The following is a 12,912-nucleotide window of genomic DNA, read 5'->3' on the forward strand; positions in this document are numbered from 1 at the left end:
AAATAAACAAAGTTGAAAGAAAAGGCTCAGCCTAAAGCAGGCTGAGCAATAATTAAGATTGAGTCAGTTAAGATTAGTTAACTGTGATGTAGCCTTTCTTACCAGCGATAGCTTGAGCTTCGTCTGCAACCATCCAGTCTAGGAATTGTTGAGTTTCAGCTGTTGGAGCGCCTGCTTTGTAAAGAACTAGGAAAGGACGAGCAACTTTGTAAGAGCCGTTCTTAACGTTATCAACTGATGCTTCTGCGCCGTCGATAGTTAGAGCTTGAACTGTGTTGTCTACAGTACCAAGAGAGATGAAGCCGATAGCGTATGGGTTGCTAGCTACAGAAACTTTAAGTGCGCCGTTACCGTTTGCAACTTGTGCACGTTGAGAGATAGCCGATACTTTCTTATCGCCAATCTTCTTCTTAAGTTTCATGATGTCTTCGAATGCACCACGTGTACCAGATGCAGTATCACGAGTGATTGCTACGATTGGCTTATCAGCACCGCCAACATCTTTCCAGTTAGTGATGTCGCCTTTGTAGATTGAAGTGATTTGCTCAGCTGTAAGAGCAGATACTTCGTTATTTGGGTTAACAACAACTGCGATACCGTCACGAGCGATAACTAGCTCTTTCAGGTCAGCTGTTTTCTCTTCTTCTTTTAGGTCACGAGAAGAGATACCAAGGTCAGCACTTCCATTTTTTGCTGCTTTGATGCCTGCAGAAGAACCTGGTGCTTGAATTTCGATGAACACTGGTTCGCCTTTATTCATGTAGGTTTCTGCAAAAACTTCAACCAGTGGAGAAGCACTGTTAGAGCCAACTACAGAGATAGTTTCTTTAGCTGAAGCTGTATTCACTGTTAGAGCGCCTAGTAGTGCGATTGCACCGATAACTGTCTTTTTCATCACAAATTTCCTTTAGTGGCGTTATTGCCGTAATGTTGTTTTGCTTGAACGGTGCCCACTTTAGAATCTGAATGTGACAGTTGTGTTTCACTTAATTGAAGCCTATATGACAACTACAATTTATTTTCTTGTTTTACCCCTACCAAATAGCCTTGAAGTAATAAATTGACCTCATTCATAGGCGCTGAATATTCATTCCAACCTATTTAAGCCAAACCGCTCAATATCTCGCCACCCCTTTAATTACCTAATACCACACAAGGTTCCGTGCTAAATAACCCTATCTTAAAAATGGCTAAAGCCTTGTTTGCACAATAAATAATCAAAATTTATTAAATATCTATCGCATATATCAAAATCGAATCTATTACTGATTGAATTGTCATTCTCAGAAGTTAGAATCTCTGGCTAATTACAATAATAACAATTGCTTCTGCTCATTTACTTATTCAAAGAGGGACAATACATGCGCCAACTTCTCAGTGGCTTATCGATAAAAATACAAATTCTTATTCCAGTACTCTTTTCCGTCGTATTACTTTTGACGGGTGTCATTATCGGTGGTGACAAACTGGAAAATGCTTTTAAAGATGTATCAACAGCAACGGATCAACTCATTCTACATAAAGAAGAACTTAGCGAAATCGTCGACAACAGCTACGGCATGCGCATCAAGGCCATCTACAGCCTGTTCAATGCTGATGATGTAAAGACGCTAGTAGAAACGCTAAATCAAAAACGAGACCAGAATACTAGACTACTGAACTCGCTTGATACCGTACCAGGCATGCAAGATGAAGTAGCCGCAATGAGCAAAGCGATGAATCACTACGTCGACTTTTCTCGCACCACCATGCTTCCTCTATTAAGAGCAAAGCATGGCAATTCAACGCTATCTTCTGACTTTGATAACCGCTACCAGATCGCAATTGACCAATACCGTCACGCGGGTAATGACATGGTGCAAGCAATCAACACGCTTTCTAAAAAGCTCAACCTGCTTGCAACTCAAGAAGTCGACATCAATGGCCAACAACACACCAGCACACTGAATACGGCGACCATTGCTCTACTCGTGATTCTTTCAATCGCATTAATCATCAGTTGGACGCTTGCTGGCATCATTGTTAAGCCGCTTAGCAATATCCAAGAAACCATGCGTGAAGTAGCGAAAGGCAACCTGCTCGTTAAAGCTGAAGAGTATGGCGATAACGAGATCTCACGCCTTGCCCAAGACGTAAACAAGTCGGTTGAGCAATTGCGCGACACAGTAAGTTCACTTTCTCGAATCAGTATTGAAGTGGCGTCTGCATCAACAGAGTTGGCGGCTGTGATGACACAATCAAGCGCTAACTCAGATCAAGAGAAGCAAGAGGTGGAGCAAGTTGCTTCTGCAGTAAATCAACTTGAGAGCACAGCATCACACGTCAACGAGAATGCGGTACAAGCTGATTCAGCATCTAAGCAAGCAGACGAAATGGCAACACACAGCATGAGCTTGTTTAACGAGAGCAACCAAGCTAATGAGCAAATGGCGATTCAGCTTAGCGAAGCGGCAAACGTTGTAGGCACACTAAAAGAGCACTCGGAGCAAATAGGTAAAGTGATTGAGGTGATTCAAAGCATCTCCGAGCAAACTAACCTTCTAGCGCTTAATGCAGCAATTGAAGCCGCTCGTGCTGGTGAGAGTGGCCGTGGCTTCGCAGTGGTAGCCGATGAAGTTCGAATGCTGGCTGCTCGTACGCAAGATTCAACCAAAGAGATCCAAGCGATCATCGAAGGCTTGCAGGTTCAATCGGGCAACGCTAATGAGAGCATGAGCAGTTCACTGTCTATGTTAGAGCACAACCAAACGCTCTCGGGCGAGGTAAGTGCAGCCCTTTCGGGTATTGCTAACTCAGTAACCGACATGACTGAAATCAACACCCAAGTTGCCTCTGCCGCAGAAGAGCAAAGCCAAGTGACTGCAGACATCAACCGTAATATCTCAAACATCTACAGCCTAGTAAGCCAAAACGTAACCGGCATTACCCAAGCCGCTGCAGCAAGCCATGAGCTATCTAATCTAGCCGAGCAGCAAAAGCAGCAGTTGGATTATTTTAAAGTCTAAGGTTTAAGGTCTAAGGTCTAAGGTCTAAGGTCTAAGGTCTAAGGTCTAAGACTTAAGTTAAGACCTATATACCAAAACCTAAATGGCCGTGGAAAACCACGGCCTTTCTATTTACGCATTAAAAACTAAATCATTCTGCAACTAATAAGACGCTAAATTTATATTGTGCTGCGTTGTACTGGTAAACCTCACCATTAATCGAATCAAACGTCATCACGCTCTGACCATCACTCGCAGGAGTTGAACTCCATATATAAACGGCTAAGTTTCCAGCTTCAACGTTAAACGTATCACCAAACACCTTGTGACTTATTGCTGGAGAATGGCAAGCCACTTCTTTTAATGACACTAACTCTTTGATGTTTGGCAAGCGCCACTCTTTTTCACCACCGAACTGATGCAATGCATGACTGCCACTCTGATCATTGATTGATTCGACCATAGAGAGCGCACTCTGCCAATGGTAGGTTTCAGCTGGCCCACTACAAGCCAATGTCTTCGTATCCCAAGTTTTACCCAGTTGGCAACGCATCCAAGTTAGGCCCGTCAGTTCATCGCTAAACGTCCCATTATCATTCGCGACATAACGCGTGCTCGGCGCCGATTTTTCCATATCTAAACTGCACTCTTGTGCCATTGCACCCGCAGAAAACAGAGCCATTAAAGTGATGGAGAGTAAATTTTTCATATCTATTGACCTTGTAGTGAAACTAAACGAACTGGAAATTGGTACGAGTCATAATTATCTGAAGAATCAACATCACCTGAATAGATCTCTATTGAACCAACAACTCCTCTATCTGAGCCTTGTGTTCCAATCTCGTTATAATAGAAGCCACCTTCAACAGCGCCATTTGTGTATTGGCTATAAGTTATGGATTGAGTCCATACCGAGCCAGTGTAAGTTGTATAATCAATACCAAGGGTTTGATATGGGAAGTACTTGTAAGTTAAGCCATAAACTTCACCGTCCGAGTTGGTTTCTGTCTCACCGAAGTCGAGTACGTTGTAGAATTCATGGAACGTTGGTAAGCGCCAATCTGACTTGCCGCATAAGTTCATTGCATTGATATGTTCAACGTAATCTTGAGTGGTACATATCGCGTCACCTTTCGTTTTACACGTCACTAATTCAACATCTTGATCGTAAGGCGTTACTATTCCGGGTAACTCAAGCGCTAATATGCGATCTTTATGTTGAATAGAGCTTTCATCATCCGTTTTCGACTCCCAAATCAAGCCACTACGTTGATCCAAAACACAAGACCACTCCGCTGCATCATCAGCAAGCACCTGGCCACTTGAATCTAACTTTGCGAACTGGAAACCATTGCCGGTATTAGCATTCAGCTCTGTTTTATCAAAGCCATATTCAGCATCTTGACCTGGGAATGAACTCTGTGGTTCAACGACATTTTGTGTGTCATCGATATCTGAGAAATAACGTAAAACACCCGTATCATTCAATGCTGTCGCAGCTTTTAGCTCTCCTTCGAGGAAATTTGCAAAAGCAGTAACTTGGTCATTATCTAGTACTCCACCCACATAATCGGCCGCACTCTTATCAAATTTCGCACTCAATTGAGCCAGCATAAACGCGCGATTAGAGTGCTTAAACGCCTTAATTGTTGATACGACATTTTGTTCCAGACTCGCGAGTTCAGACGCAGATAAATCGTCTTGAATATCGCCAGATATAGTGATGCCACTTTTCGCCAACTGCGCTTTTAATTTGTTGTTAGCTTCAGCTACCGTCAATCCGTCCGCGACATAACCCGCCAATAGTGAACTGATACCATTAATCTCATTCCCCGTATTTTTTTGAAGACCGGGAGCGGCAATATAAGCGTAAGAAGATGCAGAACCGCTCGTGCTATTGGCTGCAATCCCCGTATCCACCTGAGCTAACAAAGGAACCGATAAAATCGACTTCTTAGTACTAGTAAGACTAAATTCGCCATTCGCGTTAGCCGTCGAGCTTGGTTCTCCACTATCACACATGTAGTTTTGATTTATGTCTGCACAGACCTTACTTTGTAAATCTACATTCTGTGCTGTCACTGTACCTGACACTGTATAGGTTGGTGCTGCTGATGCAGAGGTATCGGAACCACCCGAACCACCGCAGCCAGCAAGAGCCAAAGAGATGGCCAAAATTGTCAATTGAGGTTTCATAGAGTTATCTTCTTGTTTTGTTTTTAAAGAGCCTTGCCGTTAGAGACAAGTAACGCGTACCAAATGACCTGCCGAACGAGAGCAAGGACATGAATAGAATTGATATGAGTGAAGCTGAACCACCAGAAGAGCCACTGGTAACTGTTGGTTCTTGTGGTGAAGTCGTTGTTTCTCCACATTCGTATTTCGAAATCGTGCCAAGCCCCCACCGTTTTAAGTGCCCAGTTTCATCATTTACATAATCGGCAATTTCTAAACGCCAAGACCCGTTAATAGGCTCACCCTTAAACGAATCAAGAACCGAGTCATGCTTAAGTGTGAAGTAACCATCAAAGCCAGAAAATCGCGTCGATTTATGGTTAAGTAAATCAACTCGTGTTCCCTTCGGGGAAATAAGGGTCACCACTAAATCACTCAACCGAGGGTGATCGATATCTAAATACAGACCGAAATTTTCGTCTGCGGTCTGAGCCGTGCCATTTAGAGTGAAATTGAATGTTTTAAAGCCAACGATCGGCTGATTAGTTGAGCTAAACCGGCTATCAGGAAGGTAACTGTTCACTTCTTTGATATCGGATTCGAGTACAGGTAAGCCATATACAAGAGACAAATCATGTTGCCAATTTTGTGATTTGAGGGCGTCGTTGTATCGGTAATCGACACTCGTATTCATCGCGACTGAAGAACCACACATCTCACCTGTCGGAAGTGTCGCTTCAATCGTTAGTTGGTTAACCGGAGGACTAACAAACGACTTCATCAATCCTGAAATATTAATTTGGCCATCCACTTGAGCCTGTCTTAACGTCGGGTACAATTCCATCGTCAACGGCTTCTTTGGATCAACATAGCGGTCAAGAACCTCTACTTTAAATGGCTCAATGATCAATCCATGCACATCAAACTTTTGCTTCAATATTTCGGCATAATCTCGATTCGGATACAGCTTTTGAGCCACAAACAGTGTGCTCTCAGCTAGGTCGTGCATTTTCAATCCACGACCCAACCCGTACATAGACTCGAGTATGATTGAATCAAACTCGTTAAAAGCGATCTCACCATACTGCTCAACTGAGGCTTTCAGAGCCTGGAATAAAGGCGTTGACCAAAGCTCATCACCTAGTTCACCAGCAACACTTTCATGAGGGCGATATTCCGCTTGTCTAAAGTAACGTGCTCTTTGGTTCCATAGGCTACGAGTGGTATTTCTTACGCCAAAGTAACCATCCCAGTTAAAAACAGTATCTATCTCGAACTCTTGCCCGCGAGTCTGTGCATTTTCATATTGAGTACGAAAGCTAAAGCTGCCCGCCCAGTAGTCTCCAAACCCTTCGCCGATGGCACCTGTATGACCATAAGCCCAATCCTTTACTATGTGATAATGAATTCCGTGTCCAAGCTCATGCAGAATTACGTCACCATCTAATGCATCTGGAGAGCCACCGCCAATACCAAACAAAGCCGCTTTAGGGCCATAATAGTACGTCGAGTTATCTGCAGATAAGCCTCTGCCATCGAACTCAAGCGGGACATCAAACAGATCAAAGCCCAAGCTACTGATATAGCTTAAGGACTGATCTAGATGGGTAAATACCATCAATTGAGGGAATCGCACATCTTGCCAATCCACATTTTGCAGCTCGTTCAGATCAGCAAACTTTGTGAGACCTTCAGCTGCGAGAAAATTTGAAGTGTCACGGTTCGTTGTCGCACCTGAGTCTGGATCAAGTGAATACAAGGCTGTTGCATCAACCTGAGATACACGAGCATTGGTAAGGTAGATACCATCGCTGTGGTTCAATACCTCCACATCAGTTTGTACATAATGTGGAAGACTCGGGTATTGGCTGACATCGGTTAATAAAGTTTCTGGTGGTGCAGCTCTGTCCATGGTTCTCAAATCTGGACTGAATACGTTCACATGCGTCGCAACAACTTGACCACTGCTTAAGCTCGGCGCTCGCTCTGCTTCTAATAAACGAGGAACTTCCAGCTCAGCAGCCGTTGTCGGATTTCCGTTGAGTAACACGGTATTTTCTAAGCTTCTGAAAACGCGTGAAACCTGCTCGTCAGAGTTAGTGGAAAGAACCATGGACTTTTGTTGTTGGTACTCACCTTCTATCAATACATCGAAGTTGTAGTGGTGTCCCAATTTAGACTGTGTTTCATAGCGAAACCTTAACGTACCAACCTCAGGATAAGCTTCTTCTAAATAAGCCTTAGCTTCTTGCTGCGTTGTCACAACGGTGTTACCAATTGGGTAATCCCACTCGGCAGCACTGCTTGTTGCTGAAACCAACAACAAAGCGAGGTACAGAGGACTCTTTTTCATATGTCCTCCTTAAAACGCATACTTGGCGTTAACGGTGAAGTATCGGCCAGGTTCTGTGGAGTAGATTTTATTGCTGTTCGCAATACCCGCAACGTCTTGGTATCGGATGTATTCTTTGTCGAATAGGTTCATCACATTGGCGCTGACGTCCAAGCCAAAGCTCCAAGAGTAACTTACTCCTAAGTCGACACTCGCCCAGCCAGAGGTGGTCGCACAGTCAGTAACGATACCTAAATCATCTTCACATTGAGGGACGTTATCCATCGCTTGCGCCCAATTAACCTGCGCATAAGCGGAGAAGGCTTTATCGTCATAAGTCACCTCGGCATTGCCTTCCCAAGGTGTTAGCGTACGAACTTTTTCTCCATCCTCATCTTCTCCATCAACGTAACCGACTTTAGTACTCACGCTCCAAAAATCGCTTAAACGGTGTGCGACAGAAGCTTCAATACCATATGTCTCGACTCCATTTACGTTTTGATACTGCTTGTAGTAGTTACCTGTATTTGGATCCGGCACAAATGTGACCTGTTTAACGTCGATAAAATTATCGAACTTCTGATAGAAAACGGCCGCATATAGCTGTGTTTGTCCATTATCAAACTTACTGCCTAATTCAAACGAATCACTGGTTTCGGCCTCTAGGTCCATATTAGGCACAATGACAAATGGGGTAATTGGGACAAAATCATGGTTCTGATAACCATAAATTTTGTCATAGCCCGGTGCTCTAAAGCCGTGGTTGTACGAAAGATATGTATTTAGCGAATCTGTTAACTGATAACTCACCGATAAACTAGGAGAAAACTCACTCGAATTTTGTTCCTTCACTTCGTAGCCATTGATTGTGCTCTGTGACTCAGGTTTCAACTGGTGTAAATCAAAACGGGCACCTGCCGTCACAGTCCAATGGTCAATTTCAATCGCGTCACGAATAAAAGCAGCAAAATTGTACGAGCGGGCGGGAGCAAAAGGGACATCCGCGTTAAGTGACACTCCGTTCCAGTCTAAAACAGACGATTGACTTGGACGCTCATGGAGGTTGGTTTCCATATTCACACCATATGACAAGGTATGGCTCATGTTTTGATGTTGGAAGGCACTAATAAAATCAGCGTTTGCACCAAGAAGCTGATCCGTAAAACCACGAACATCAATCGTTCTGCGTAACTCGGAAACGTTGTTGTTGGTTCGAGACATCAAACGATTAGTGGTATCTTCATTAGTCATATCACGCCAATAAATCTTGGCATCTAATTCCTCAAACCAAGTATTGGCAGGTAGGTACTCAAACCCCGCATACGCAGAAAACGTCTCGGTATAAGACTGTTGGTCAAAATCTTCAGTGTCCCATTTTCCGTCTTTTTGGATCTTAGAGGATCCTTCTTTTCGACTTAGATTATCTTTGTAGTACTCAACATTACCTTTGAGCATCAAGGAATCACTTGACCAATAATTTAGAGTGTAACCACCACCGACGCCATCTATCTCCCGGTTATAAAGGTCCTCATCAAAGTTACGTGTTTCTTCACCTTCCCAATAAGAAAGATTGACTAAGCTTTCGAATTTACCTGAACGGAAAGCAAGGTTTGTCGCACCTTTGTATTTATTACTGATACCGGTATAGGTTGCAGAGACGTCGCTGTAGAAGTTTTTATCTCCGAGGTAATCTCCTGGCTTTTTCGTCCTAACCACCACGACGCCACCGATAGCGCCTGAACCGTAGACGGATGAACTTGCCCCTTTTATAACCTCAATACTTTCCAAGTTAGACATATCAAACGAGTTACGCCCTACCTTGTCATTGATGTCGTTGGCGCCAAAGCCATCAGCAGACTTTATTCCGTCTTTCACAATCAAAATCCGGTTGCCTGTCATCCCACGGATCGTAATGTTTTGAGGTCGACCAGCTCCCCCAGAAACACTGACACCAGGCTCACTCTTTATTGCATCATAAAGCTCCGTTGCGCCTTTTCTTTCTAGATCTTCACCAGTAATCACGGCAACTGAGCCCGCGACTTCAGATAGTGGTTGTTCTATTTTATTGGCTGTTACAATCACTTCTTCAAAGTGATAAACCTCAGATTCAGCGTGCACGAGGTTGGCAGCAAGTACACTCAGTACTGCCGCTGATAGGGGGGAAAGCTTCATTTACTGCTCCGCTTTAATGTCTTTCAGGGAAAGTGATAAAAGAAATGCGTACTCAAACGCTTGTTGCGATTGGGACTGTCGCCTGTCTGTCGAGTGTCCTTGAGTAAGATTTGTCGATAATAGGTAAGGGCCGCTTCCAGTCGTAAGTTCACTGAGTTTTGCGTAATACTTAGCCCCTTCCCAATAAGGTACGCGGCGGTCATTCAGTCCAATCTGAATCAATATTGGTGGGTAGTTTTGTTCGCTAAGATTCAGGTAAGGGTCATATTGCTGCATTACCTTCAATTCATCAGCAATGTTTGGATTGCCCCACTCACCGTACTGCTGAGCCGTTAAAGGTAATGCAGAATCAGACATGCTGTTCACAACGTCGACAAAGGGCACTTTTAGGACAGCACCATCAAACAAGTCAGGAGCCTGATTTAAAGCTGCAGCAACAAGAGTGCCACCAGCACTTCCACCCATCGCGTAAATAGAGTGCTTACCTAGATTGTATGTAGTCAAATCCCGAGCAGCTGCGATGAAATCCAAGATGGCATTTTCTTTTTTAATCCCCTTACCTGCTTGATACCAAGCGTCACCATAGAAGCCGCCACCTCGAACATGTGCAATCGCATAAATTACACCCTCATCAAGTAGGCTAATGATTTGGGGCATAAAGTAGGGCTTCATCGTCATGCCATAAGCACCGTACCCGTACAAAAACACTGGTGTGGTCTTAGTCAATTTGTCTTTGCGATAAGCCAGTGTGACTGGAATCGTTACCCCATCAGAATTCACCATGACCTGCTCGGTTTGATACGCTGATTGTTGGTATTGAGGGTATTCGTCTTGAGAGAAGCGTTCTCGTTGTAAAGTATTAGTATTTAGCCTGTCCCACTTCGCTGGCTGAGTCAAAGACATGCTGCGAATGTGCAATTTGTTACTTTGATAGTCGCCAACTTGGCTTACCCAAGCAACTTGGCCTGCGTCAGCCAATAACTGGCTTGAGCGATAGCGATTGTCATTATCGAAGAAGTGCAAAGAGTGCGACGCGCCACTCTGGCTAACAACTACAGCACCAGACTCAAACAAATAGAAGTTACTGATTCTAGATTCGTCCGTTGGTTCAAAAACCGTTCGCCAAAGGTTGATATCTGTAGCCTGAATAAGTGGTGCGGAATAAAAAGCAAAATCATTGCGGTCGTGATTGCTGTTGGCAAACAACATAGAATCCGAAACATCAACGTAGTACTCCACCCCAGTTTTTCGTGGTAAAAGTGGTTTAGAGATTTCACCACTATCAAGGTTTAACAAACGTTGCTCGCTGGAGTTTTCACTGTTTGCCTGAACGACAGCAAATTGCTTATCACTTGAAAGGTAATACGAAAGCAACCAAGCGGAGTCCGGCTCTTCCATTAACTGAATTGGTTTTGATTCATTTAAGAAGTATTTTGTTAGCGCATATGGTCTCGAAGTTTGGTGTTCAAGTTGAATCAAATACAGAGATTTACTGTCTTTCGACCATGCTAGCGAGCTGTCTACATTTTGAGCTACTGATGTAACTTGCTGAGTTTTAAGATCAACAACACTCACTCGAAACTGCTCAGTACCCGTAATATCTTCTGCTATCGCGAGCTTGGTTTTAGTTGAGTCTAATGCCCAACCACCTAACTGATAGTAATCATACTCGGCAGAACGAACATCAATATTAAGCAACTCGGTCAAATCCTCACTCCCAACTAATCGGGACAACAAGGCTCTTTTGCCCTTGTGATTTAGGATCGCATACTCGTAGCCACCGATTTCCTGCCATGGTTTATCGGCGCGTTTAGGGCGATTGTCTTGCCATTTCTGTTGTAGGGATTTGCTTAAATGATCAATACGTTCTTGGTATAGCTGAGTTTTATCATTCTGTTGATTAAGATAATTGAGTACTTTACTTGCACTACGAGAATCATCTCTGAGCCAAGAGAACTGATCAGATGCGCTAACCGCTCCCGTCAGTAAGAGCGCAAAAGCTAACAACACACACGCTTTCATAAATACAACAAATCCATACGCTAATTTAATAAATTTCGCGTATACTGCACCCAAACGATAATGAGATCAATTATCATTTACATAAATATGTGATATTAATCACGAGAAGGGCATCAATTAATGATGGATTACCATTGTAATCATGGAAGGAATTTATATTTAGATAAGCCTGATAAATCAGTCGATAGTGTTTAGTTTAATCAGAAAACTGACCATTTACAGAATAAGCAAACGTTTACTAAATTTGTTAAACAAATATCTCCACTAAGGCAATTTTGAAAACTTGAATAACGTCGTTAGATCAGCAAACCTTACTGACCATTCTCAGCGGCTCTGATTCTTTCAATCGCTTCTACCCTTCTAAGCTGTTGTGGCTGAAAATGAGCTTCTCTAAGCTGGGCAATCGTCTCTTTTTGTTCAATTTCTGAGAGTGCTGAGTCATTCAAAATGTCATTTCGTTCAACAAAGTAAATTTCTAAAGCTCCTTCAAAGTCCAATCTTTGTTGATCAAGCGCTTCGAGCCGCTGGGTCGCTTCTTCGCCGACCAGCTCATTTCTCTTCAAGTATTTACCTTGTTCATCTAGACCTTCTGAACTGGATAACTGTGGGAGTAATACCTGATTCTGCTGGCTCGTTTGAACGTAATCTGGCTGCTCAGATAAATAAGACTCAAGCCTTTGCTGATATTCGGGCTCGTCTAGCCCTTCTTGTTTCAGAAGTAACTTTTCTAAAGCAATTTCCCTCATTCTGTTGTCATGGGTAAATAGAATACTTATCTCGCTCTCACTGAAAAGTTGAGATTGGAGATCGAGCAACGCTTGATTGAGTGCGCGTAGGTCCTCAGCGGATATTGATGTGGTGTCGAATTGCACGTCTAATGATGTCAGTGCCGATTTGTACTCAAGATACTTGGCAAACAGTGCTTCATCGACAGTCGTAGCTTGTGATTGCTCGTGGTGTTTTGCCACATTGTCACGAATATCTTCAAGGGTTAATTCGGTATTGCCTGATACGAAATATTCCATCATGTCTTTGGCTGATGCATTATCGATTTCGGTATCTTGTTGAGAGGTAACCTTCAATGAGGAGGCGTTCTGTTGTTTGTTGTTTGAATTTAGATTGTCTGTTTTATCAGGCAAAAAGGTTACATATAAAAAGACCGCCGCTGTACTCATCAGGGCTATCGTAGTTATCGACAAAATGGCGGTCTTTTTCATTATATTTTCC

At 43.3% G+C, this 12,912-nt stretch carries 8 protein-coding genes; 1 reads left to right on the plus strand and 7 read right to left on the minus strand.

Annotated elements, in window-relative coordinates; translation table 11 throughout:
• Window positions 1-73 precede the first annotated feature (73 nt).
• A complete protein-coding gene (locus BCT49_RS22425; RefSeq protein WP_017108956.1) occupies window positions 74-895 on the minus strand; it encodes a phosphate ABC transporter substrate-binding protein in 822 nt (273 codons plus the stop codon).
• 466 nt (window positions 896-1,361) lie between these two features.
• On the opposite strand from BCT49_RS22425, the gene BCT49_RS22430 reads away from it, so the two are divergent.
• Complete coding sequence (locus BCT49_RS22430; protein WP_102438308.1) at window positions 1,362-3,005, plus strand: methyl-accepting chemotaxis protein; 1,644 nt, start codon at window positions 1,362-1,364, stop codon at window positions 3,003-3,005.
• Window positions 3,006-3,135: 130 nt separating this feature from the next.
• On the opposite strand, the gene BCT49_RS22435 is transcribed toward BCT49_RS22430, so the two are convergent.
• From BCT49_RS22435 to BCT49_RS22460, 6 genes are all read right to left on the minus strand, one after another.
• A complete protein-coding gene (locus BCT49_RS22435) occupies window positions 3,136-3,693 on the minus strand; it encodes a DUF1566 domain-containing protein (RefSeq protein ID WP_102438310.1) in 558 nt (185 codons plus the stop codon).
• A 2-nt stretch (window positions 3,694-3,695) separates the two neighbouring features.
• Window positions 3,696-5,180 (minus strand): DUF1566 domain-containing protein, encoded by a 1,485-nt coding sequence (locus BCT49_RS22440; RefSeq protein WP_102438312.1) that lies wholly within the window; start codon window positions 5,178-5,180, stop codon window positions 3,696-3,698.
• A 4-nt stretch (window positions 5,181-5,184) separates the two neighbouring features.
• Window positions 5,185-7,512, minus strand: coding sequence for a proprotein convertase P-domain-containing protein (locus BCT49_RS22445; RefSeq protein ID WP_102438314.1), 2,328 nt, complete (start codon window positions 7,510-7,512; stop codon window positions 5,185-5,187).
• A gap of 9 nt (window positions 7,513-7,521) precedes the next feature.
• A complete protein-coding gene (locus tag BCT49_RS22450) occupies window positions 7,522-9,663 on the minus strand; it encodes a TonB-dependent hemoglobin/transferrin/lactoferrin family receptor (protein ID WP_102438316.1) in 2,142 nt (713 codons plus the stop codon).
• The gene (locus tag BCT49_RS22455; protein ID WP_102438318.1) at window positions 9,664-11,685 is read right to left on the minus strand and encodes a prolyl oligopeptidase family serine peptidase; all 2,022 of its coding nucleotides are present in this window, start codon (window positions 11,683-11,685) and stop codon (window positions 9,664-9,666) included.
• 311 nt (window positions 11,686-11,996) lie between these two features.
• Window positions 11,997-12,902 carry a lipase secretion chaperone gene (locus tag BCT49_RS22460; protein ID WP_102438320.1) on the minus strand — a complete coding sequence of 302 codons (906 nt, stop codon included), beginning with the start codon at window positions 12,900-12,902 and terminating at the stop codon, window positions 11,997-11,999.
• Between the last annotated feature and the right edge of the window lie 10 nt (window positions 12,903-12,912).

The sequence above is a fragment of the Vibrio lentus genome (assembly GCF_002875945.1).
GTDB lineage: Bacteria > Pseudomonadota > Gammaproteobacteria > Enterobacterales > Vibrionaceae > Vibrio > Vibrio apostichopi.

Coding starts and splice junctions, on each gene's coding strand:
- BCT49_RS22455 (WP_102438318.1), bottom strand. CDS start 11,685: ATGAAAGCGTGTGTGTTGTTAGCTTTTGCGCTCTTACTGACGGGAGCG.
- BCT49_RS22460 (WP_102438320.1), bottom strand. CDS start 12,902: ATGAAAAAGACCGCCATTTTGTCGATAACTACGATAGCCCTGATGAGT.
- BCT49_RS22435 (WP_102438310.1), bottom strand. CDS start 3,693: ATGAAAAATTTACTCTCCATCACTTTAATGGCTCTGTTTTCTGCGGGT.
- BCT49_RS22430 (WP_102438308.1), top strand. CDS start 1,362: ATGCGCCAACTTCTCAGTGGCTTATCGATAAAAATACAAATTCTTATT.
- BCT49_RS22450 (WP_102438316.1), bottom strand. CDS start 9,663: ATGAAGCTTTCCCCCCTATCAGCGGCAGTACTGAGTGTACTTGCTGCC.
- BCT49_RS22440 (WP_102438312.1), bottom strand. CDS start 5,180: ATGAAACCTCAATTGACAATTTTGGCCATCTCTTTGGCTCTTGCTGGC.
- BCT49_RS22445 (WP_102438314.1), bottom strand. CDS start 7,512: ATGAAAAAGAGTCCTCTGTACCTCGCTTTGTTGTTGGTTTCAGCAACA.
- BCT49_RS22425 (WP_017108956.1), bottom strand. CDS start 895: ATGAAAAAGACAGTTATCGGTGCAATCGCACTACTAGGCGCTCTAACA.